20 protein-coding genes are annotated in these 22,503 nt (G+C 43.9%); 14 read left to right on the top strand and 6 right to left on the bottom strand.

Annotated features, from left to right (window positions below):
- Positions 1-59 precede the first annotated feature (59 nt).
- The 13 genes from nuoF (at position 60) to H1R16_RS10035 (ending at position 13,037) form a co-directional block, all read left to right on the top strand.
- A complete protein-coding gene (gene nuoF / locus H1R16_RS10095; RefSeq protein ID WP_181886665.1) occupies positions 60-1,418 on the top strand; it encodes an NADH-quinone oxidoreductase subunit NuoF in 1,359 nt (452 codons plus the stop codon).
- A 90-nt stretch (positions 1,419-1,508) separates the two neighbouring features.
- Complete coding sequence (locus H1R16_RS10090) at positions 1,509-2,519, top strand: 2Fe-2S iron-sulfur cluster-binding protein (protein WP_181886666.1); 1,011 nt, start codon at positions 1,509-1,511, stop codon at positions 2,517-2,519.
- Positions 2,520-2,569: 50 nt separating this feature from the next.
- Complete coding sequence (gene nuoH, locus H1R16_RS10085) at positions 2,570-3,631, top strand: NADH-quinone oxidoreductase subunit NuoH (RefSeq protein ID WP_181886667.1); 1,062 nt, start codon at positions 2,570-2,572, stop codon at positions 3,629-3,631.
- Between the two features lie 47 nt (positions 3,632-3,678).
- A complete protein-coding gene (locus H1R16_RS10080) occupies positions 3,679-4,227 on the top strand; it encodes a NuoI/complex I 23 kDa subunit family protein (protein ID WP_181886668.1) in 549 nt (182 codons plus the stop codon).
- A gap of 1 nt (position 4,228) precedes the next feature.
- The gene (locus tag H1R16_RS10075) at positions 4,229-4,726 is read left to right on the top strand and encodes an NADH-quinone oxidoreductase subunit J family protein (RefSeq protein ID WP_181886669.1); all 498 of its coding nucleotides are present in this window, start codon (positions 4,229-4,231) and stop codon (positions 4,724-4,726) included.
- A 4-nt stretch (positions 4,727-4,730) separates the two neighbouring features.
- On the top strand, positions 4,731-5,060 hold the full coding sequence (nuoK, locus tag H1R16_RS10070) for an NADH-quinone oxidoreductase subunit NuoK (protein WP_181886670.1): 330 nt from the start codon (positions 4,731-4,733) through the stop codon (positions 5,058-5,060).
- Between the two features lie 6 nt (positions 5,061-5,066).
- Positions 5,067-6,980 (top strand): NADH-quinone oxidoreductase subunit L, encoded by a 1,914-nt coding sequence (gene nuoL / locus H1R16_RS10065; RefSeq protein ID WP_181886799.1) that lies wholly within the window; start codon positions 5,067-5,069, stop codon positions 6,978-6,980.
- 2 nt (positions 6,981-6,982) lie between these two features.
- Positions 6,983-8,476 (top strand): complex I subunit 4 family protein, encoded by a 1,494-nt coding sequence (locus H1R16_RS10060; RefSeq protein ID WP_181886671.1) that lies wholly within the window; start codon positions 6,983-6,985, stop codon positions 8,474-8,476.
- A 14-nt stretch (positions 8,477-8,490) separates the two neighbouring features.
- Positions 8,491-9,870: an NADH-quinone oxidoreductase subunit N gene (locus tag H1R16_RS10055; RefSeq protein ID WP_181886672.1), complete on the top strand. Its 1,380-nt coding sequence runs from the start codon at positions 8,491-8,493 to the stop codon at positions 9,868-9,870.
- Between the two features lie 134 nt (positions 9,871-10,004).
- Complete coding sequence (locus H1R16_RS10050) at positions 10,005-10,373, top strand: hypothetical protein (RefSeq protein WP_228451053.1); 369 nt, start codon at positions 10,005-10,007, stop codon at positions 10,371-10,373.
- Positions 10,370-10,870, top strand: a complete 501-nt coding sequence (locus tag H1R16_RS10045; RefSeq protein WP_181886673.1) for a hypothetical protein — start codon at positions 10,370-10,372, stop codon at positions 10,868-10,870. Before H1R16_RS10050 ends, H1R16_RS10045 begins: the two co-directional genes overlap by 4 nt.
- A 168-nt stretch (positions 10,871-11,038) precedes the next feature.
- A complete protein-coding gene (locus H1R16_RS10040; protein WP_181886674.1) occupies positions 11,039-12,547 on the top strand; it encodes an aldehyde dehydrogenase family protein in 1,509 nt (502 codons plus the stop codon).
- A 70-nt stretch (positions 12,548-12,617) separates the two neighbouring features.
- Positions 12,618-13,037: a DUF779 domain-containing protein gene (locus H1R16_RS10035; protein ID WP_181886675.1), complete on the top strand. Its 420-nt coding sequence runs from the start codon at positions 12,618-12,620 to the stop codon at positions 13,035-13,037.
- 75 nt (positions 13,038-13,112) lie between these two features.
- On the opposite strand, the gene mazG is transcribed toward H1R16_RS10035, so the two are convergent.
- Together mazG and ribB are read right to left on the bottom strand one after the other, a co-directional pair.
- A complete protein-coding gene (gene mazG, locus H1R16_RS10030; RefSeq protein ID WP_181886676.1) occupies positions 13,113-13,892 on the bottom strand; it encodes a nucleoside triphosphate pyrophosphohydrolase in 780 nt (259 codons plus the stop codon).
- 13 nt (positions 13,893-13,905) lie between these two features.
- A complete protein-coding gene (gene ribB / locus H1R16_RS10025; protein ID WP_181886677.1) occupies positions 13,906-15,030 on the bottom strand; it encodes a 3,4-dihydroxy-2-butanone-4-phosphate synthase in 1,125 nt (374 codons plus the stop codon).
- Between the two features lie 265 nt (positions 15,031-15,295).
- Here ribB and H1R16_RS10020 point away from each other — a divergent pair, with 265 nt between their 5' ends.
- The gene (locus H1R16_RS10020) at positions 15,296-16,780 is read left to right on the top strand and encodes a lipopolysaccharide biosynthesis protein (protein ID WP_181886678.1); all 1,485 of its coding nucleotides are present in this window, start codon (positions 15,296-15,298) and stop codon (positions 16,778-16,780) included.
- A gap of 3 nt (positions 16,781-16,783) precedes the next feature.
- Here the strand turns inward: H1R16_RS10020 and H1R16_RS10015 are convergent, their stop codons facing one another.
- From H1R16_RS10015 to aspA, 4 genes are all read right to left on the bottom strand, one after another.
- Positions 16,784-17,821 (bottom strand): hypothetical protein, encoded by a 1,038-nt coding sequence (locus tag H1R16_RS10015; RefSeq protein ID WP_181886679.1) that lies wholly within the window; start codon positions 17,819-17,821, stop codon positions 16,784-16,786.
- 101 nt (positions 17,822-17,922) lie between these two features.
- Positions 17,923-20,118, bottom strand: a complete 2,196-nt coding sequence (locus H1R16_RS10010) for an amidohydrolase family protein (RefSeq protein WP_228451054.1) — start codon at positions 20,116-20,118, stop codon at positions 17,923-17,925.
- Between the two features lie 67 nt (positions 20,119-20,185).
- A complete protein-coding gene (locus tag H1R16_RS10000; RefSeq protein WP_181886680.1) occupies positions 20,186-21,073 on the bottom strand; it encodes a glycosyltransferase family 2 protein in 888 nt (295 codons plus the stop codon).
- Between the two features lie 9 nt (positions 21,074-21,082).
- Positions 21,083-22,480, bottom strand: a complete 1,398-nt coding sequence (gene aspA / locus H1R16_RS09995) for an aspartate ammonia-lyase (protein ID WP_181886681.1) — start codon at positions 22,478-22,480, stop codon at positions 21,083-21,085.
- Between the last annotated feature and the right edge of the window lie 23 nt (positions 22,481-22,503).

The following is a 22,503-nucleotide window of genomic DNA, read 5'->3' as shown; positions in this document are numbered from 1 at the left end:
ATCACTGTTGTTTTTAACACTAATCAATGCAGGCTTCATACCCTGCCAACAAAAATAAAATGAGTAAAAAGCTTTTACTTAAAGATGCACATGTAGAAGGGATACGCTACTTCGATACCTACCGCAAGCAGGGAGGTTATGATGGTTTAGAAAAGGCCCTGAAAATGACTTCTGAAGAAATTGTGGAAGAAGTGAAGGCCTCCGGTCTGCGTGGCCGTGGTGGTGCAGGTTTCCCTACCGGACTAAAGTGGAGCTTCCTGGCCAAGCCGGAAGGTGTACCAAGATATTTGGTTGTTAATGCTGATGAATCGGAGCCGGGAACCTTCAAGGACAGGTACCTTATGGAGTTCCTTCCACATATCCTGATCGAGGGGATGATTATCTCATCCTTTGCCTTAGGTGCCAACACAGCTTATATCTACATCCGCGGCGAATATTCATGGATTCCGGACATTCTGGAAGAAGCCATCGAGGAAGCACGTAATAACGGATTCCTGGGAAAAAACATACTGGGTACCGGTTTCGACTGTGAAATATATGTACAGCGCGGCGCCGGAGCTTATATCTGCGGTGAAGAAACTGCCCTGCTTGAGTCACTGGAAGGTAAAAGAGGAAATCCACGTCTGAAACCACCTTTTCCTGCTGTTAAAGGTCTTTGGGAAAGCCCGACTGTTGTAAATAATGTGGAAACAATTGCAGCAGTTGTTCCTATCATCAACATCGGTGCGGCTGAATATGCCAAAATAGGGGTTGGTAAATCTACTGGTACGAAACTGATTTCAGCGTGCGGAAACATCAACAAACCTGGCGTGTACGAAATTGACATGACCATCACTGTTGAGGAATTTATTTATTCTGATGAATACTGCGGCGGCATACCTAACGGCAAGAAACTCAAGGCCTGTATTCCCGGTGGAAGCTCCGTGCCTATCCTGCCTGCCAATCTTATGCTGAAAACTATCAATGGTGAACCAAGACTGATGAACTACGAATCACTGGCCGACGGTGGATTCGCCACAGGAACTATGATGGGTTCCGGCGGATTTGAAGTGTTGGATGAAGACCAGTGTATCGTAGAGCACACGATGACGTTAGCACGCTTCTATGCTCACGAAAGCTGTGGCCAGTGTACACCATGCCGCGAAGGAACACCATGGATGTATAAAATCCTGAAAAAAATAAACAGCGGTGAAGGAAGAATGGATGATATCGATCTTCTTTGGGACGTTCAGAGAAAAATTGAAGGAAACACCATCTGCCCGCTGGGTGATGCTGCCGCCTGGCCTGTAGCCGCGGCAATCCGTCATTTCCGGGATGAGTTTGAGTGGCACATCAATAATCCTGAACTTGCACAGACTCAGAATTACGGTCTGGCCAGATACGCAGACCCAATACCGGTTCCCGCTGCCAATGTTTAATTAAGGATTTCCGCCACGGAAATTTCAAATAGCAAAAACCCCTTAACAGGGATAATATATAGCCACGAGTAAGGCTTAAAGCTGATAAATATGAGCACAGAAATTAAAAAATTCAAGATAACCATAGACGGACAGACTACTGAAGTTATGCCCGGCACTTCTATACTAGAGGCCGCCAGACAGATCGGTGGTAAATCTGTTCCCCCTGCCATGTGCTATTACAAACCGCTGGAAAGCAGTGGTGGCAGATGCCGTACCTGCCTGGTGGAAGTTTCCAAAGGTTCCGAAGCAGATCCGCGTCCGATGCCTAAACTGGTAGCAAGCTGCCGTACAGGTGTGATGGACGGTATGGAAGTGAAAAACCTTACTTCAGAAAAAACTCAGGAGGGCAGAAAAGCTGTAACTGAATTTTTGCTTGTAAACCACCCGTTGGACTGCCCTGTTTGCGACCAGGCCGGCGAGTGTCACCTTCAGGATCTTGGTTACGAGCACGGAGTGCAGGCTACACGTACTGACTTTGAGAGAAGAACATTTGAACCGGAAGATATCGGTCCTTATATAAAACTTCACATGAACCGCTGCATCCTTTGCGCAAGATGTGTACTGGCTGCCAATCAGCTTACCGAAGAAAGGGAGCACGGTATCCTTTTCCGTGGCGACCATGCTGAGATTTCCACCTACCTGAACAAGGCACTGGACAATGATTTCATCGGTAACGTAATAGATGTTTGCCCTGTAGGCGCGCTTACCGACAGGACTGCACGTTTTGCAAGCAGGGTTTGGTTCACAAAACCCATGAATGCTAGCTGCAGTTGTGGTAAATGCTCAGGCAAAGCTGTTCTTTGGATGAAGGGCGATGAGATCGTACGTGTTACAGCCAGAAAAGATCAGTATGACGAGGTAGAAGAATGGATCTGTAACGAATGCCGTTTCGACCGTAAAGAACTTTCGCAATGGACAATTGAAGGTCCGCGTCATATTTCACGCCACTCGGTAATTTCACTGAACCATTATCAGAAGCCTGCTGATGAGCACACGCTGCTTAGCAATTCGCATGCGAAGGAGATAAGTACAGCCGACGGTCAAAAAACAGAAAACTAATAAATTGTGAGAAAGGGATTCACAGGAGTCCTGAACTTTGAACATTATTTATGGAATTAATCACATTTAAAATTATACTTGTTATCGCATTATTCGCGGTGTCATTGGGAATAGCAGCCTATTCAACCTGGGGCGAGCGTAAACTTGCGGCAGCCCTTCAGGACCGTATCGGACCAAACAGAGCAGGACCTTTCGGTTTGCTGCAGCCACTTGCAGATGGTGGTAAGCTTTTTTTTAAGGAAGGATTTATCCCGGCAGGTGCCGAGAAGTTTCTTTTCATCCTGGGACCGTCTATCACCATGTTCATTGCATTGGTTACGGGTGCGGTAATCCCATGGGGCAATACACTTAATATTGGCGGAGAATCCTTCAGCCTTCAGATTGCAAACATTGACGTAGGTGTACTCTTCCTGATAGGAATGGTTTCCATCGGTGTTTATGGAATGATGATCGGTGGATGGGCTTCCAACAATAAATATTCGCTTATCGGAGCCATACGCGCGTCGTCGCAGATGATTTCCTATGAACTGGCCATGGGTCTTTCCCTTCTGTCCATCATTATGATGAGCGGTAGCCTGGACCTGAACAAAATTGTAATGGATCAGGGTTCGGGTAAACTTTGGGGACTTTTCGCAGTTGACGGTTTCAATTGGAACATCCTATACCAGCCTTTAGCATTCATCATCTTTTTTGTAGCTGCAATGGCAGAAACGAACCGTCATCCATTCGATTTACCGGAATGTGAATCGGAGCTTGTAAACGGTTATATGACGGAATACTCATCCATGAACTTTGGAATGTACATGTTTGGTGAATATGTGAATATGTTTATCTCCAACGCGCTTATCGCAACACTGTTCTTTGGTGGATTCAATTACCCGGGAATGGGATGGGTGGCAGAAAACTGGGGCGAAAACGTCGCTGGGATCTTTAGTATCCTGTCTATTCTGTCTAAAGCAATCATTGGTATCATGATATTTATGTGGATTCGATGGACCATCCCGAGATTCCGGTATGACCAGCTGATGCATTTAGGTTGGAAAACTTTAATTCCACTTGCATTGCTTAACCTTGTGATTACAGGAGCCGTGATCCTTCTTTTTGGAAATTAGTGAATTTGAAAATTTGATTTTCAAATATTAATAAGAAATTTAGTTAAATGAAACTTACAAACAGGTCAAAAGTTGTTTCGAATAAGAAAATGACCTTTATGGAAAAGCTATACCTTCCTGAGATCGCGAAGGGCATGTTCATCACTTTGAGACATGCAATAGAAGGTCCTAAAGGCAAGGTATTTTCCTATCCGGAGGTAGAAAAACCCAGAGCTAAGGTATGGCGCGGACTTCATGTGCTGAAACGTGATGAGGAAGGACGCGAAAGATGTACCGCCTGCGGACTGTGTGCCGTAGCATGCCCGGCAGAGGCCATAACCATGACGGCGGCCGAAAGGACCAGAGAGGAAAAAGATCTCTACCGCGAGGAAAAATATGCGGCTGTGTACGAAATAAATATGCTGCGCTGCATTTTCTGCGGAATGTGCGAGGAGGCTTGCCCGAAATCGGCCATCTATCTTACCGACCGTTTGGTAGATGTGGAAACCAACCGCGGTTCCTTCATCTACGGAAAGGACAAACTTGTAGAGGATGTGAACAACCGGATAGTCATCACCGACAGACAGTCTGAACTTCAAAAAAAGGCAGTGAAATAATATGGAACAGATTTTATTTTTCACAGTTGCTTCTATAGCCGTAATCAGTGCCGGTTATTTTGTTTTTGCCCGTAATCCTATGTATGCGCTTCTTTCACTGATTGTAACAATGTTCTCGATTGCAGGAATGTATGTGTTGCTGAACGCACAGTTTCTGGGGATTGTTCAGGTAATCGTATACGCGGGAGCCATCATGGTTCTTTTTCTTTACATCCTGATGATGCTGAACCTGAATAAAGAAGACGAAAGCCGCAAACAGAATACACTTAAATTCATAGGTGTCTTTAGTGCCGGTATACTTCTCGTAGGTATGTTGGGCGCTTTCCGCGGTATCAAGGAGGATATCCTGGCTCCAGAAGGAATAGACCATTCCGTAGGTCTTACCAAAAACCTGGGAAAACTGTTGTTTAACGAATATGTAGTGCCTTTTGAACTGGCCTCAATCCTTATCCTGGCAGGTATTGTAGGTGCTGTTCTCATTGGCAAGAAAGATTTATAATATTATGGGAGAAGTGAATACTTTTATACAGACGGTACCGCTCAATTACTTCGTAATTCTGTGTACCCTCCTGTTCAGCCTGGGAGTTATGGGCGTCCTGCTCCGCAAAAATGCCATCATCATCCTCGGATGTGTGGAACTTATGCTGAATTCGGTGAATCTTTTGCTGGCGGCATTCTCCAGTTATATGGGCGACGGGCATGGACAGATCCTCGTATTCTTCATAATGGTGGTTGCCGCTGCCGAAGTTGCAGTAGGATTGGCCATCATTGCCATGATGTACCGGAATACGAAATCTGTGGATGTCAGTATTTTTAACAAATTAAGAGGATAAACGATGATGGAAAACTTGATTTTTGCAATTATACTCTTACCCTTTGCCGGATTCCTGATTAACGGTCTTTTCGGAAAACAGCTGCCAAAGAATGTAGTTGGAGGAATAGCCTCACTTGCGGTCTTTGCATCTTTCTGCATTGGCCTTTATCTGTTCCTGAACTTCGATAAAGATTCACAGCCAATGATCGTACGGGCCTTCGAATGGTTCCGCATCAACGGCATTCAGATCAACTTCAGCTTCCAGATAGACCAGCTGTCACTGATGATGATTATGATCATCACCGGTATCGGTTCGCTGATACACCTGTACTCGATCGGTTATATGCACACTGATAAGGGCTTCCACAGATTTTTTGCCTATCTGAACCTGTTCGTGTTTATGATGCTGCTCCTTGTTATGGGAAGCAATTATGTGATCCTGTTTATCGGCTGGGAAGGTGTAGGACTTTGCTCTTACCTTCTGATCGGTTTCTGGTATAACAACAAGGAATACGGCAAAGCAGCCAGAAAAGCATTCATCATGAACCGTATTGGCGACCTTGGTCTGCTGATGGGAATTTTTATGATTGCTTTCCATACCAATGCTCTGGATTATCTTTCCGTGGCGCAGAACGCCTCGAAATTTGAAGCAGACGGATCTGTGATCATCTTCATTTGTGCCGCGCTTTTCATTGGTGCCGTTGGAAAGTCGGCTCAGTTTCCGCTTTATACCTGGTTGCCTGATGCGATGGCCGGACCAACACCGGTTTCCGCGTTAATACACGCAGCCACCATGGTAACTGCCGGTGTTTATCTGGTATTCCGTTCGAACTTCCTTTATGTGCTGGCACCTACTGTTATGGATGGTATTCTGTTCATCGGTTTGCTCACAGCCTTTTTAGCTGCATTCTATGCAATGAGGCAGAATGACATTAAGAAAGTACTTGCCTACTCCACTGTTTCACAACTTGGGTTTATGTTTGTTGCTTTGGGTGTGGGTGCTTATACAGCGGCTATGTTCCACCTGATGACTCATGCTTTCTTCAAAGCTCTTCTCTTCCTGGGCTCCGGTTCTGTAATACACGCCATGAGCGGTGAGCAGGATATGCGCTTCATGGGAGGCCTCAAGGATAAGATTAAGATTACACATATTACATTCCTTATCGGAACATTTGCCATTGCGGGAATGCCTTTCTTCTCGGGTATGATTTCAAAGGATGAAATTCTTGTTGCCGCCTGGGCCAAAGGACCGGTTTTCTGGGTAATTCTTTTCGCGATAGCCGCAATGACAGCTACCTATATGTTCAGACTTTACTATCTGACCTTCCACGGGGAGTTCCGCGGAAGTGAAGAGCAGAAACACCATCTGCACGAAAGCCCGCTGAACATGACCTTACCCCTTATGATACTTGCTGTACTTTCTGTACTCGGTGGATTAATTAACCTGCCGCACATTATCGCACACGGAAACTATTCAAAACTGCAGCAGTGGCTAAGCCCGCTTCTTTCAGAGGATATAAAAAGCCAGCTTGAGGCTAACCTGCAGGGCATTTCACTTACAACTGAACTTATACTGCTGGGTCTTACGGTTGCTATGTTCTTTGTTATTTGGTTCGTAGTGAGAAACAGGTACGTGGTGAAAAAACACAGACCTGTACCGGAGGAGAAATACACGGGTTGGGAAAGACTGTCTGCCAGAAAGCTTTATGTTGATGAACTTTACAACGCCATTATTGTCAGAACTGTGGAAGGTTTCGGCCGCGCAGGCAAAATGTTCGACAAGAATGTACTGGACAGGATCGTGGATTTTGTTGGCGAAGGCGCTGAAGACAGCGGTAAAGCCATGAAGAGGCTCCAAAACGGAAATGTAGAGAATTATGTACTGGTCATGTCCCTGGCTGTAGGAATAATTTTGATTGTTAACTTTTTTATCCAATAATAATGTCGTACCATTTATTAGCATTATTACTTATACCACTTATCGGTTCAGGACTGCTGTTTGCCTTCAAAGGTAAAGCCGGTAAATACATCGCATTCGGCACCGCACTCATTCAAATGCTGCTTACCTTTATCGTGCTTTACTCTTTCGACAGTAAACCTACGGTGGACAGTGTGCTGCAGCATGAGATTAATGAGGCCTGGTTCCTGTCTATCAAAAGCAAACTTCATTTCGGTATAGACGGAATGGGTATGCTGATGCTGATGCTTACCAATATCCTGACACCTCTGATTATCCTGTCATCTTTTAATGAAAAAAACTCCTACAGAAACTCGTTCTACGCGCTGATCCTGCTTATGCAGTTTGGTCTTGTAGGTGTTTTCACTGCACTGGACGGACTTCTTTTCTATATCTTCTGGGAAGTTACACTAATTCCAATCTGGCTAATAGCGGGACTATGGGGCCAGGAGAATAAAAGATTTGAGTTTACAACAAAGTTCTTCGTATATACTTTTGTTGGGTCTCTGTTTATGCTGGCTGGTTTCATCTACGTTTATAATTATTCGGCGTCGTTTGCTCTTACGGACATGTATAACGCCGATCTGAATCTTACGCAGCAAACTGTAGTATTCTGGTTTATTTTCTTTGCATTTGCAGTTAAACTACCAGTTTTCCCTTTCCACACCTGGCAGCCGGACACCTATACTTTCTCACCAACGCAGGGAACCATGCTTCTGGCGGGTATTATGCTGAAGATGGCGGTTTACGGAATCCTCAGATATCTGCTTCCTGTTACACCGGATGCCATTGCAGGTATCTCAGGCGCTATTGTCATAATGCTGGCTATAATTGGGGTACTTCACGGAGCTCTAATTGCACTTATTCAAAATGATTCGAAAAGGATTCTCGCTTACTCCTCATTTTCCCACGTAGGGCTTATGCTGGCGGGGATATTTGCATCAGCTATGCTGGTAACCAAAGGTACTTTTACTACTGAAGGCGGAACGGGCGCATTGGTTCAGGCTTTTGCCCACGGTATCAACGTTGTTGCGCTTTTCTACTGTGCAGACATCCTTTATAAAAGATTCAAGACACGGGACATCCGCCAAATGGGTGGTCTGGCCCGCGTAGCACCTAAATTCGCTGTGCTTTTCCTTATTGTGGTTCTGGGTTCCGTAGGTTTACCCTTGACCAACGGTTTTATCGGGGAGTTCATCCTGCTTAAGTCGATATTCGATTTCAGCGTCATGGCCGCAATTATTTCCGGTATCACTATTATTCTTGCCGCAGCTTACCTGTTCAGATTTTATGGCAAAGCTATGTTTACGACCGGCGACGAGGCGGTACTTGCCAGCGTAAAGGACCTGAGCGACGTTGAATTTGCAGTATTGACAAGTTTAGCCGGTATGGTTATCCTGTTCGGTGTTTATCCACAACCAATTATAGAAATGGTGAGTAGTTCGTTGAAGTTTATCTACCAATCCATGGTAAATTAAATTTGATATAAGAGATGAGTGTTTTAGTTATTATATTTCTCACAGCGGTTGCGGCCCTGTTTTCGGGAGTCTTCAATCAGGGGAAGTTTGCCAGATATATTGGGATTGCCGGACTTCTGGCCGCTCTATATGTAAGTTATCTGCCGGAAGTTCAGTTCTTCAGTCAGTACCGCGCTATGTATGAGTTCGGTACAAACAGCGCATTATTCACAAAAATATCAGTGGTAATTACCCTGTTACTGTTCTTTTTGGGTGGCTTTTCATTCAGCAATCACCGCAGTCACCAGTCGGAACTTTATGCACTGATGCTATTTGCCCTTTGTGGTGCTGTGGTACTCTTTGGCTACCAAAACCTTGTTACACTTTTCCTGGGTATTGAAATCCTGTCTATTCCGCTATATGTAATGGCTGGCGCCAGTAAAAGTAACCTTCGTTCTAATGAGGCATCGCTGAAATACTTCCTGATGGGGTGCTTCGCCACCGGATTCCTTCTTTTCGGCATCACACTGATTTACGGTACTTCCGGAAGTTTTGACCTGTATACCATTCATGCTTATGCGTTGGAATTTCCGAAAGATACAATGCTGATCATGGGTATGATCCTGATGCTTTGTGCAATGGCCTTTAAAGTAGCCCTTGCACCTTTCCACATGTGGAGCCCCGACGTTTATCAGGGATCGCCGTCACTGATAACTACATTCATGATGAGTGTAGTGAAAATTGCCGGTTTCTACGCGCTGTTCAGACTGATGACTATCGCATTCGTAGGTGTTTATGACGAATGGGTAAACATACTTGGAGTATTCCTAATTATTACTCTGTTCCTGGCAAATGTTATGGGTCTGGCACAAAGCAATGCGAAACGTATGCTGGCCTACTCTTCCGTATCGCATGCCGGTTATATCGCGCTTATTTTCTTCGGCATGAACAACATGTCTACCTACTATCTGGCCTTCTACCTGTTTGCTTACGCACTGGCTTCTGTAGGTGTGATGATGAGTCTTATCTGGGTTGAGAAACTGAAACGTGAAACTTCCTATGCAGCCTTTAAAGGTTTGGCCAAATCTGAACCGCTGTTGGCTACAGTTGCAGCAATTTCAATGCTTTCCATGGCAGGAATTCCGCTTACGGCTGGTTTCATGGGTAAGTTATCACTGTTTACTCAGGCTATGAACGGCGCCGCCTTTTTGGTACTTATTGCAGTGCTTGGATCTGCCATCTCTATCGCGTACTACCTGCGTTTGATCATCGCTATGTTTTTCTTTACCGAAAGCAGTTTCAAAACAACTGAAAAGGTAACACTAACTTATAATATTCTTGCGGTGTTCATCATCGTGGCTATCGTAGCGCTGGGCGTATATCCTGACCTGTTTGCCATGCAGTTTGGCCTTTAGTCAGATAAAAATATAATCAATACAGCGCAGCTCCCTGGAGTTGCGCTTTTTGTTTAAAGACGATTTAAATCATACTGTTCTTTGCCGGCTGATCGTAAAGTTACCCTAACTTTATTGGGATATTACAGTTGAATATGAAAATCTTTCTGTCCGCAACCCTTTTGATCTTCGGTGCTGTAACTGTTTTTATGAGCAGTGCGGTTCTCTTTGACTTCTGTGGAATCATAGCCCGCGAGGAGAACTTTGTCCCCTATATCGTCTGGACAAACTGGTTGTGCGGATTTTTGTATCTGGCTACAGCGTATGGTATCTACAGAGAAAAAAAATGGACTCTGTACTGTTTGGTTACAGCCCTGGTATTACTGGTCACTGCAACGACGGTTTTAATCATACATATCAAAAACGGCGGTCTGTATGAGATGAAAACCCTGGGAGCCATAGCTTTTAGAACTGCACTTACAGCATTATTTACAGTATTAACACCTAAATTTATTAAGCGATGAAAAAACTAATTGTATGCGCCTGTTTGAGTGTAGCGCTTATCGTGTCCTGTGATAAGAAGCAGGATGAACATGCTGAGCATACCGCCACAGAACAAAATGTTTCGAATAATCATGAGCACGCTGAGGAAGCCCAATCGGACGGCCATGCAAACACTGTTGCCGGTCTTGAACTGAATAACGGTAAGAAATGGAAAACAAACACCGAAATGCTTCCATTTATTCAGGAACAGGAAAAGCTTATTAATGCCTTTGATTCTGATACGGGCGATTATAGGAAACTGGCCGAAGATCTCAGTTCTGCAAATGACAGACTTATTAAGAGCTGCACGATGACCGGTAAATCACACGACGTTTTGCATGTATGGCTTAGCAGTCATATGAAAAACATAGATCTGCTTGGAAAAGCGGCTAACCGCGAAGAGGCTGACCAAATAACAGACGCCCTGGAGGAATCAATGGAAACCTACCATCACTATTTTAACCAGCACGGAAAATAATAAATAGAGAACCTTCAGAAATTTTCTGAAGGTTTTTTGCTTCCAAAGGTTTCCGATTGAAAATATCAATTGTAACCAATTGCCGGAATTACTAAAATAAGCACAAATAACCTTTCAAATAAATAAAATAAATGGTAAATTTAAAAATAATCCTTAAACAATATTATAATGAGTTCAAAAATTTATGACAGAGTAGAACTGAAACAAAAGTACGACAACTACATTAACGGAACATGGACACCCCCGGCAAGCGGGAAATATTTTGACGTGATTACACCTTTGGACGGTACTGTAATGAGTCAGGCCGCTCATTCCAATGAGGAGGATCTGGATTTGGCAGTTGATGCTGCCGAAGCTGCCTTTAAGAGCTGGGGCAAAACATCTGTTACTGAGCGAAGCATTATCCTGAATAAAATAGCCGACCGTATGGAAGCCAACCTGGAAAAGATTGCGGTGGTGGAAACCATGGACAATGGAAAACCGGTACGGGAGACATTAAATGCAGATATTCCCCTCGCAATTGACCATTTCAGATATTTTGCAGGTGTAATCCGTGCCGAAGAAGGCTCGCTGATGGAACTCGATAGTGACACCGTATCACTGATCGTTAATGAGCCTTTAGGTGTCATCGCACAGATCATCCCATGGAACTTCCCAATCCTGATGGCGGTGTGGAAAATCGCTCCGGCCTTAGCAGCTGGAAACTGTGTAGTTCTGAAACCTGCCGAAAACACACCGATTTCAATCCTGGTGCTTATGGAGATCATTGGCGACCTGCTTCCGCCGGGAGTACTGAATATTGTAAACGGTTTCGGCGGCGAACTGGGACATGCACTCGTTACCAATAAAAAAGTAGCAAAGGCAGCATTTACAGGCTCCACAGCGACCGGAAGGATGGTCATGCAGTACGCAACAGAGAACATTATTCCGGTAACCCTGGAACTGGGCGGAAAATCACCAAACGTTTTCTTCGAATCGGTAATGGATGAAGATGATGCCTTCTTCGACAAAGCACTGGAAGGTGCGGCACTTTTTGCTCTGAATCAGGGTGAAATCTGTACATGTCCGTCCAGATTGCTTATTCAGGAAAGTATTTACGATAAGTTTATTGAAAGGCTTGTTGAAAGGGTGAAAGCAATTAAAGCCGGCAACCCGCTGGATACTTCCACGATGATTGGTGCGCAGGCCTCAAAAATACAGTATGACAAAATCCTGAATTATATTAAACTCGGTCAGGAAGAAGGTTGCGAGGTACTTTCCGGCGGAGATGCCAACAAACTTGAGGGAGATCTGGAGAACGGTTATTACGTGCAGCCAACGCTGCTGAAGGGTCATAACAGGATGAGAGTCTTCCAGGAGGAGATTTTCGGACCTGTTCTGGCGGTAACCACTTTCAAAGACGAAGCCGAAGCTATTGAGATCGCCAACGATACGATTTACGGTTTGGGTGCAGGCGTGTGGACGCGCGATGCACATCAGCTGTACCAGGTACCGAGAGCCATCCAGGCGGGTAGAGTTTGGGTAAACCAATACCACTCTTACCCTGCGGGAGCACCATTTGGAGGTTACAAGCAGTCGGGAATTGGAAGGGAGAACCATAAAATGATGCTCGACCATTACCGTCAAACCAAAAATATGCTTATTTCATACAGCAAAGAAAAGTTAGGATTCTTCTAATTGAAAATGGCGGATTTGCATGATAAATCCGCCTTTTTTTGCTTAAATACTCATCGTTAACAGATTCCAAATGAAAAAGATATCAAGATTTTCAGCTACTCCCGAAGCACTGGAGCTGGTCAGTCAACTTTCCGAAGAATTTGGCGAGCTGATGTTTTACCAGGCCGGGGGATGTTGCGAAGGTACACAGCCACAATGTTTCCGTAAAGGTCATTTTTATCCACGAACCAAAGATGTCAGCATTGGGAAAGTTTCAGGCTTTCATTTTTGGGTAGATCATGATCTTTTTGAATACTGGAAGTACAGCCATTTCGAACTTGATGTGCTGGACGGATTCGGCGCAGGGGGTTTTTCTCTGGAAACAGCGAAAAGCAAAACCTTCAAAATCAATTACCGGCTTTTCAGTCAGCAGGAACTCGATAATTTGGAAGATACGCTGCTGTACCACGAGTATATGATTCAGGAAAAAGAAAAGCAATCCGAAATTTAAGTCAAAAAAAAGCACCTTGAGATAGGTGCTTTTTCATTCTGACCGGTTTTCATTCAGCTTGCAAACGTATTGCGTTTACTGCTCCGATTTCTCAAATGTTTTCGCTTCGTCCCAAAGCAAATCCATATCTTCAAGAGAAATATCACACAGTACCAGCTTTCTTTGGGACGCGATCGTCTCCATTTTCTGAAAGCGTGAAATAAATTTGTTGTTAGTGCGCTCCAGTGCAGTATCAGGGTTAAGACCGGAGATCCGTGCATAATTAATCAGTGAAAAGAATACATCACCGAGTTCGGTTTCTTTCTTAACAGGATCCGTCTCTGCATGGAATTCGGCAAGCTCTTCATCTACCTTTTTCCAGGCATCTTTAGCATCGGCAAATTCAAAACCTATACCCTTTACCTTTTCCTGGATTCGGTAGGCTTTTACAATACTCGGTGTTCCTTTGGAGACACCCGAAAGCACGGACTTATTACCTTCTTTAAGTTTAAGTTTCTCCCAGTTCTGCTTTACTTCCTCTTCATCAGCCACCTCTACATCACCATAAATATGCGGATGGCGGAAAATAAGTTTTTCGTTCAGTGAGTTGATGACATCTGCAATATCAAAACTTCCTTTTTCGGAGCCTATTTTCGCGTAGAACACCAAGTGCAGCAGCACATCGCCAAGTTCTTTTTTGATTTCAGGTAAATCTTCGTCCAGCAAAGCATCCGAAAGTTCATAGACTTCCTCCAGCGTAAGATGGCGCAGCGACTGAAGGGTCTGCTTTTTGTCCCACGGACATTTCTCCCGCAGATCGTCCATGATATCCAGGAGCCGGGAGAAAGCTTCTAACTTTTCTGCTTTAGAGTTCATCAAATCACCTTATTTACTTCAGTTCCACCATTTCGGAAACCTCAACATCGTAACCGCCTACAAGAGGTTTAAGATCCGGACTTTGGGTGATGACGCGGAATTTGTTGATGCCTAAATTCTTCAGGATCTGTGTTCCGATACCGTAATCCCGGAAATTGGAAGCAAGTGTCGGACGCTGTTCGGCGCCGTCCTGATAATCCAGGAACTGCTGAAGCTTGCGCATTGTATTTTCTGAATTGGATACGTTGTTGATGAAGATCAGAGCACCTTTGCCTTCTTCATTGATCATTGAAGTTACTTTTTCCAGTAAAGGCTTTTCACCTGTGATCAGCCTGCTTAAGACATCGAAATATGAATTGGAAGCCTGAACACGTACAAGAACCGGTTCATCTACAGTCCATGTACCTTTTGTAAATGCGAAGTGCAGCTGTTCGGTGCTTGATTCCTTAAACGCATAAAAATCGAACTCGCCGTACATTGTCTTTATCTTGCGTTCTTCAATCCTTTCAATAAGGTCGCCTTTTTTAAGCTGGTAATGGATAAGGTCTTCAATGGATACTATTTTAAGATCCAGCTTGTTAGCAAGTTCCATCAGTTCCGGCAGGCGGGCCATGGAACCGTCCTCATTCATGATCTCGCATATAACGCCTCCTTCTTTCAGGCCGGCAAGTTTTGTAAGGTCGATGGCTGCTTCCGTATGTCCGGCACGTTTCAGTACACCCCCTTTTTTGGCACGCAGCGGGAAAATATGTCCCGGACGCATAAAGTCGGCAGGTTTGGTCTTTTCGTCCATAAGCGCAAGAATGGTCTTGGAACGGTCGCTGGCAGAGATTCCTGTAGAAACACCTTCGCCCAACAGATCTACAGAGACGGTGAAAGCAGTTTCCTTAGGATCGCTGCTTCGTGTAACCATGATGTCCAAGCCTAACTCATCACAACGTTTTTCCGGCAGTGGCGTACAGATGAGCCCGCGACCGTGAATAGTCATAAAGTTGATGATTTCGGGTGTTGTAAGTTCCGCGGCTGAAAGAAAATCACCTTCATTCTCGCGGTTTTCATCATCAACAACAATGATAATCTTACCGTTTTTCAGGTCTTCTATGGCTTCCGGAATGGTATTGAGTTTAATATCGGACATCTTTACTTTTATTTCGCGCAAAGATAATGATTTAAAAGGGGTATGACAATTTTTGAAGTGTGGGCAACAGTTGGATAGCTCACCCAACTCCCGAAATATTCCTAATCACATCATTCTACTAAATAGTCATATGTTAACAATTATTAACATATTTTTCTATCTTTGCCTCTTGTTTGTGCTGATGCTGCGGTCCGGTCTGGATTACTATATTTATTGTTCCCGTATGACTTCGCAGCCTTTGACAATGATCCTATAATTCCGGTAGATGAGTGTAGTAGCAAGACAGGGTTTTAAATATACAGTTATAGGCTATCTGGGATTTATCCTGGGCGCACTTTCAACCTATTTCGTTTTTCCATACGATTTCGCTTTTTACGGTAAGCTGAGCTACATCCTTACAACAGCCGAAATTATGGTTCCGGTTGTCGTTTTCGGACTTTCTTATGCCAATGTAAAATTCTTCCATCAGACTCAAAAAGAAGGTAAGCATCAAAATGTACTGTCGCTTTCCCTTGCCGGCATTCTGTTCAATTTCGGGGTTTTCACAGCGCTTTTCCTGCTGTTTCATTACCTTTTTCCCGAATATAAACAGGAGGCGTGGTGGAAACTGAAGTATATTATCCTGGCCCTCGTGCTGGTGCTTGCTATATCACACGTCCTGAACAGGTATGTCTCCAACTACAAAAGAATTGTAGTCCCCAATATTTTTGAGAATATATTTCCAAAACTGGCCAATCTGGGTGCTTTCTGCCTCTTTATTTTCCTGGGGATGAGCCAGCCCACGGCCTTCGGATTTTTCTTTGCGATGTTTACAATGTCAACTATTGGCTACTTTGTATATGCCAACTCGCTGGAAAACCTAAAACCGGACCTCAGTACAGCTTATGTAAAAAAAGACGGTCTTTGGAAGGATATACTGAACTACAGTTTCTTTGGGTTTTTGGGAAACATCGGAAACTATATCGCGATTAAGATCGATAAATTCATGATTGGAAACGCGCTCGGAATGGAAGAACTGGGAATTTACTCTACCCTTTTCGCCATGATTTCGCTTATATCAATACCGCAGCTCGGACTCTTCAATATCTCCGCGCCTATCATCAACAAAAGTATCGCTGAAAATGACATGGAGGAGCTGGACCGTTTCCATAAGAAGACGTCGCTGAGCCTCTTCTTTCTTGGTGCTGTACTGTTTTCATGTCTGCTCGTTGGCTTCCCTTATTTAGTGAGCTTTATAAAAAACGGAACCATGCTGCGCGAATCTGAACCCGTGATCTGGATTTTAGGCTCGGCAATACTTTTCGATCTGGCAACAGGTTTCAACGGGAACATTATTTCAATGTCCAAATACTACCGCTACAATATCGTCTTCATGATTTTCCTGGCGGTTCTTACGATTGGACTGAATTACTATTTCCTGCAGCATACGGGACTTGGAATTGCCGGGGTGGCTCTGGCTACAGCCATTTCGCTTACACTGTACAATATCGTGAAGATCAGTTTCAACTATTATAAATTTAAGGTACATCCCCTGACAATTGAAATGATATTTGTGTCCATCATTACAACGATGGCGATTACTGTAGCCATCATTCTGCCGGATTTCAGCAATAACTTCCTGAACCTGATCTACAAGCCCTTCATTGTTCTGGTGATGATCTATATTGGTAACCATTTCCTGAAAATTTTCCCAATTCACGATTATGTGAATAAAAAATTTATTCGGAGTATATTTAAACCAGGAAAATAACGGTTAGACCAGTGACCGTAATGCGCTGTGCAACGAATCTGCTACTGCCTGTTTTGAAAATTCCTTCTGAAAATCAAATCTAAATTCCGAAGCAAGAATTAACTGCTCTTCAATATTTTCTTTTTCGGTAAAGATAAATCGATGGTCGTGCGCAGGGTAATCTTTGGGGAAGACTGCACATTTACCAAACCGGACAGCATCACCTAAATTACCGGTCATCTTTGAATATCCATACGTTTCTTTTTGGCTGAAAAAAGTAGATTTAGGTTGTAGCGGGCACCAAAGCACGGAGGCTTTCTGCATCCATAACTCAAACGCTTTTGGCTCTACCTTTTCAGTAAAATAATAGAGCTTCACGTTTTCTGGTTTTACCTCTACAAATTCAATAATCCTTTTAAGTTCCGGTCCGGCAGCTTTCCCCAGGAAAACCACTTCAACTTCAGTTCTGAAATGTCTGAGTTTTTGCAATACTCCCGCATAATCGCGGCGTTGCTGTGAAACCGAGCCCGGAATTACAATGGTAAGGGTTTCTGAATTATTTGTATTGTTAAATTCATTGAACAGAACAGGCAGCGGTTTGAAAGCCTCTTTTCCAGCACTTGATTCCAGCAGCAGCAGGTGACTGGCTTGATGGTGAAGATGTGTTGCAGCCAGCAAGCCTTCTTTCAGAAGCAATTTTAAACGGTACGCCAAATCTTCCTGAAAAATTTTAACAAACAACTGCAGTTTTTTTAATCGCCCAAAATTCTGATTGTGGACAATTATAGCTGTATTGTAACGTTGCGAAATCTTTTTAAACACATTGAAATAACGGTGCGCGGTGCCGATAATCACCAAATCATATTTTCGGACTTTCAGCATTCCCAGAAGCTCATCAGGTATTGTAATAATACTGTTTATGGACGGTTTCTCAATCTGCTTAAAAACTTTTTCTGATAAATAATAATCAACTTCAAACTCTGCAGAATCCTGCATAAGCTGCATAAAATTACCAGCAATCTCGGCATGGGTATCTATTTCTATGTAGGCGATTTTTTTCAAGGCTAAGGTTGAGGTTAAGGTTAAGGTTATCTTGACTATTAGCGACGCAGTTTTTACTAAGTTCCAGATACACAGCTTTGTTGTCCGATGGACTCAATAAATTATGGATTTGAATTTCCGTACTCAGTCCAACCACTTAAAGCCTGCCGCCATTTCTCTCCATCATATACCCTAATTCCGTTCGAGTAAGTTTCCAAAACCCATGTTTGTAATATTCTATCTTCAGGAACTTCTATAATATCATAAGTTAAAACCACAAAATCCGCCGACTTTCCTACTTCCAGACTTCCCAACTCCTTTTCCTGGAAGGCTGCCTTCGCTGCCCAAATGGTCATTCCGCGCAGGGCCTGTTCTCTGGTGAGTGCATTTTCCTTCTGAAAACCGTTTGCAGGAAAATTCTTAGCATCTTTCCGGGCCACAGCCGCATAAAATGTCTTTATAGGATTGATTTCCTCTACCGGAAAATCAGTACCAAGTGGCAACCAACCATTTTGCTGCAGTAAATCCTGGTAGGCATAGGAATGCGTTAATCTTTCCTTCCCAATTCGGGATTCTGCCCAGTACATATCCGATGTAGCGTGTGTAGGCTGTACGGAAGGAATCACACTGTACTTACCGAACAGCCCGAGATCACTTTTATCAACGATCTGGGCATGCTCAATGCGCCAGCGTCTGTCGTTTTTTCCGGCCAACACATCGCCGTAAATCTGCAGGATCGTACGGTTCGCCGAGTCACCGATTGCGTGCGTACACATTTGCAGATTACTTTTGCTGAGTTTTTCTGCCAGGTTTTTAAAATGTTTCTTATCGCTGAGTAGGAATCCTTTCCAGTCTTTTTTGTCGGAATAATCGTGCAGCAGGCAAGCGCCTCTGGAACCCAGCGCGCCGTCTGAATAAACTTTGTAACCTCCAAAAGTGATGTTGCCCTTTGTAAAACGTCCTTTTCCGATCCACGTATCATAAGTAGCTTTATTATCCTCAAGTAAAGCGAAGATTTTCATCTTGAGAATTTCCTGCTCCTGAGCTTTTTCTAAAAGACCAAAAGTTTTGGCCGATATTCCGCAGTCATGCAGCGAAGTCAGACCGTAGGAAAAACATTCTGTCTGAAGCTCACCAAAATACCGGATTGCAAGTTCGTCCGAAATTTCAGGAATATGTTTTTCCACTAAAAGCATGGCGTTATCAATCAGGATGCCGGTGAGTTTACCGTTCACCTTTTCTATTTCGCCGCCTTTCACCTTTGTTTTTGCTGTAATTCCGGCGATGTCCAGCGCCTTCTGGTTGGCAATTGCGGCGTGCCCGTCTACCCTCTTCAGATACACGGGGCGGTTCGGAAACAGTTGGTCAAGTTTTCTTTTATCCGGAAATTCCTTTACTGCCCAGTTATTCTGGTCCCAGCTGCGGCCGTAAAGCCATTCCATGGGTGCTGTTTTGGAATACGCCATCATTCTGTCAATGATCTCTTCCCAGGACTTGGTTCCCCAAAGTTCGCACTTCCACTTGTCGGTAGCGTAACCGGTGAAATGACAGTGAGCATCGATAAATCCTGGATAAACCGCTTGTCCCTGCAGGTTCCGAATGTTTTTTGAGCTGTAGGTTTGAAGTATTTCGCTGTTCTTTCCAACTGCTACAATTTTTCCCTTTGAAACAGCCATTGCTTCTGCCACCTCAAAATTTTGATTGACAGTATAGATTTTAGCGTTGTGAATAATAAGATCGGTCGGTTTTTGAGCGGTAAGCAATATTGAAAACAGTAGTAGGATTACTGTAGGGACAACTCCCGACTTGCCCGTACGGGTGAAAATTATATTCATTTTATTCTTCATCTCTAAATTTGTCTTTTTCCCAGTTCTCAGGATTGTTTGAAATATATTGGAAAATTTTCTCATATGCTTCCTTGCTGCGCACAATATGGTCGTGAAAAGATCGCTGCCACGCAAAGCAGTATTTCCAATAAGGTGAATTCCCTTAGAACTGGTAGTTTTATAGGCACCCATTAATGACGAAACGGTCTTAATTTTTAATTCTTCGCTTTCAACCTTGGATCTGTCAATTTGAAACAGAAGATGTACATGATTTGGCATAACTACAAAACTATGAAGTTCGATGTAAGGATATTGCTCCGCAAGCCAAATAATCTGTCTTTTAGCAACCAGTCCGGAATCATTTAAATAAACTTTAGCATAATGTACTTTCCCAAGGTAATGGCGGCGGTCTTTTGTACATACCGTAATGAAGTAGATTCCATCCTGACTGTAATCATAATTCAGCATTCTGTTCCTTTTCCTGCTGTGCATTTGTGTGGTTTTTGATTTAGACACACGGCCGTGCAATCTGCGCTTACATTTGACAGGTCATGACCTGTCACTTCTGGCGTGATTTCCGCCACATTTCCTTCCACCGCAAATTCCGGATGTACCTGATTTCTTCCTGGGTCAGTTCCCGGTTACCGTTTTGCCCGATATAAGAATTCATCGTAATGAAAAATTCTGACAGAGATTTGTTCTTCAGGGACGATTTCGCAGAAGATACAGCCGCCAAAGGCAAACTGAGCCCTATATTGTAAAAATACTCACCCAGTTTTTTCGCTTTCTGACTTTTATACTTGTACGCTGTGGGACGAAGGTGCTTCACCCACAAATCTTTGACGGTATGTACTTCCCAACCGTTCTTTTTAGCCAGCATCACATCAATATTATCCCAACCTAAAACGGGCCTTAGATCGCCTATATCCAGAAAACACTGCTTACGATAAGCTTTTACCGGACCTCGTACATGGTTTTTAGACGATAAATTCTCAAAAATCCACTGCCGCTTTTGGTCTTTGAAATCGTAAGCCAGCTGCTTTTCGAACACGGATTTCTTTATTCTCACCAGTCCCGAAACCATACCCGCTTTCGGACTTTCACTGAACACATTATGAACTTTCTGGAGGTAATGTGCCGGGAAAATAATATCCGCATCGAATTTACAGATGACATCAAACAAATCAAGATCTGCAGTGGCAAGTCCGTGGTTAAAGGTCCGCACCACTTTGGCACCGGGCTCGTGTACCGACTTATCGAGATTCTTCAGGCCGAATCTGGAATCCCTGGCTATGAAATCCTGAACAATTTTTTCAGTACTGTCGGTAGATCCGTCATTGACAACCACAACACAAAAATCCGTAAAACTTTGGTGCCGCAGCGATTCCAGGCAGAATGCAATATTCTGTTCCTCGTTATGTGCGGGAATAACTATAAGAAATTTCACTTAACGTGATTATTTATGCGGTTGAAGCATGTTTTTCGGATCCAGGATGTCATCCAGTTTTTCTCTGGTAAGCAGACCGTGCTCCAGCACCAGGTCATACACACTTCTGCCCGATTCCAGCGCTTCTTTGGCGATCACAGTTGAGTTTTTATAGCCAATATAGGGATTCAGAGCTGTAACAATTCCAATGCTGTTTCTAACCATATTCAGGCAAACCTCTTTGTTGGCCGTAATTCCGATAATACATTTTTCACGGAGTGTATCCAGTGCGTTGCACAGAAAGTGAATATTTTCCATAATAGCATGCGAAAGAACCGGCTCCATAACGTTTAACTGCAACTGTCCGGCTTCAGCAGCGAAGGTAACTGTAAGGTCATTACCAATCACTTTATAGCAAACCTGGTTTACCACCTCGGGAATAACAGGATTCACCTTACCGGGCATTATGGACGACCCCGGCTGCATAGGCGGCAGGTTGATTTCAAAAAAACCCGCGCGTGGCCCGGAGGAAAGCAAACGTAAATCATTACAGATCTTGGAAAGTTTTACTGCGAGACGCTTGGTGGCAGATGAATAAATAACATAAGAGCCTGTATCCGGAGTAGCTTCTACTAAATTGGGAGCGGAAACAATTGGGAAACCGGTAATCTGAGCCAGATTCTTTGCACAGAGGTTAGCATAGCCCAATGGTGCATTGAGGCCAGTTCCAATGGCGGTAGCACCCATGTTTACCTCAACAAAAAGTTTGGCGTTGTTGTTAAGTTTCTCAATGTCTTCCTGCAGATTTGCCGCGAAAGCTTCAAACTCCTGACCCAGAGTCATGGGAACAGCATCCTGCAACTGAGTCCGGCCCATCTTCAGTACGTCCTGAAATTCAGTGCCCTTAGCCCGGAAGGCAGCCACGGTGGTTTTTACTTTTTCCACAAGTTTTTGGTTCATCTGTATCAGGGCCAGTTTAATGGCAGTAGGATAGGCATCGTTGGTAGACTGTGAAAGATTGATATGGTCGTTGGGAGAACAGTACTGATAATCGCCCCGGGGTTTGCCCAGTTTTTCCAAAACACGGTTGGCTATAACTTCATTTGCATTCATATTCACAGAGGTACCCGCGCCACCCTGAATCATATCTATGGGAAACTGGTCGTGCAGTTGTCCCTCCAGAAGTTCATCACAAACCTCTGCAATTTTATTGTAAAGCTGCTCATCCAGCAAGCCGAGTTCATAGTTGGTTTTGGCCGCCGCCTTTTTAACAAAAGCAAGACCCCGGATAAACTCCGGATAGGAAGAGAGAAGTTGACCTGATATTTTGAAGTTTTCAATAGCACGCTGGGTTTGCACACCGTAGTAGGCATTGGCTGGAACGCTGAGTTCTCCCAGTAAATCACTCTCTTTTCTATAGTTTTCCATTTGTTTTTATTTGCCGAAAAGTT

It is taken from the genome of Marnyiella aurantia (assembly GCF_014041915.1).
GTDB lineage: Bacteria > Bacteroidota > Bacteroidia > Flavobacteriales > Weeksellaceae > Marnyiella > Marnyiella aurantia.
The sequence above is the reverse complement of the archived record's forward strand: the minus strand, read 5'-3'. Positions and strand labels throughout refer to the sequence as shown.

Bases quoted from the DNA above. Each gene is read 5' to 3' on its own strand.
- nuoL (WP_181886799.1), top strand. From the start codon at position 5,067: ATGGAAAACTTGATTTTTGCAATTATACTCTTACCCTTTGCCGGATTC.
- mazG (WP_181886676.1), bottom strand. From the start codon at position 13,892: ATGAACTCTAAAGCAGAAAAGTTAGAAGCTTTCTCCCGGCTCCTGGAT.
- H1R16_RS10045 (WP_181886673.1), top strand. From the start codon at position 10,370: ATGAAAAAACTAATTGTATGCGCCTGTTTGAGTGTAGCGCTTATCGTG.
- H1R16_RS10040 (WP_181886674.1), top strand. From the start codon at position 11,039: ATGAGTTCAAAAATTTATGACAGAGTAGAACTGAAACAAAAGTACGAC.
- H1R16_RS10035 (WP_181886675.1), top strand. From the start codon at position 12,618: ATGAAAAAGATATCAAGATTTTCAGCTACTCCCGAAGCACTGGAGCTG.
- ribB (WP_181886677.1), bottom strand. From the start codon at position 15,030: ATGTCCGATATTAAACTCAATACCATTCCGGAAGCCATAGAAGACCTG.
- H1R16_RS10090 (WP_181886666.1), top strand. From the start codon at position 1,509: ATGAGCACAGAAATTAAAAAATTCAAGATAACCATAGACGGACAGACT.
- nuoK (WP_181886670.1), top strand. From the start codon at position 4,731: ATGGGAGAAGTGAATACTTTTATACAGACGGTACCGCTCAATTACTTC.
- H1R16_RS10055 (WP_181886672.1), top strand. From the start codon at position 8,491: ATGAGTGTTTTAGTTATTATATTTCTCACAGCGGTTGCGGCCCTGTTT.
- H1R16_RS10060 (WP_181886671.1), top strand. From the start codon at position 6,983: ATGTCGTACCATTTATTAGCATTATTACTTATACCACTTATCGGTTCA.
- H1R16_RS10010 (WP_228451054.1), bottom strand. From the start codon at position 20,118: ATGCACAGCAGGAAAAGGAACAGAATGCTGAATTATGATTACAGTCAG.
- H1R16_RS10080 (WP_181886668.1), top strand. From the start codon at position 3,679: ATGAAACTTACAAACAGGTCAAAAGTTGTTTCGAATAAGAAAATGACC.
- H1R16_RS10075 (WP_181886669.1), top strand. From the start codon at position 4,229: ATGGAACAGATTTTATTTTTCACAGTTGCTTCTATAGCCGTAATCAGT.
- aspA (WP_181886681.1), bottom strand. From the start codon at position 22,480: ATGGAAAACTATAGAAAAGAGAGTGATTTACTGGGAGAACTCAGCGTT.
- nuoF (WP_181886665.1), top strand. From the start codon at position 60: ATGAGTAAAAAGCTTTTACTTAAAGATGCACATGTAGAAGGGATACGC.
- H1R16_RS10050 (WP_228451053.1), top strand. From the start codon at position 10,005: ATGAAAATCTTTCTGTCCGCAACCCTTTTGATCTTCGGTGCTGTAACT.
- H1R16_RS10020 (WP_181886678.1), top strand. From the start codon at position 15,296: ATGAGTGTAGTAGCAAGACAGGGTTTTAAATATACAGTTATAGGCTAT.
- nuoH (WP_181886667.1), top strand. From the start codon at position 2,570: ATGGAATTAATCACATTTAAAATTATACTTGTTATCGCATTATTCGCG.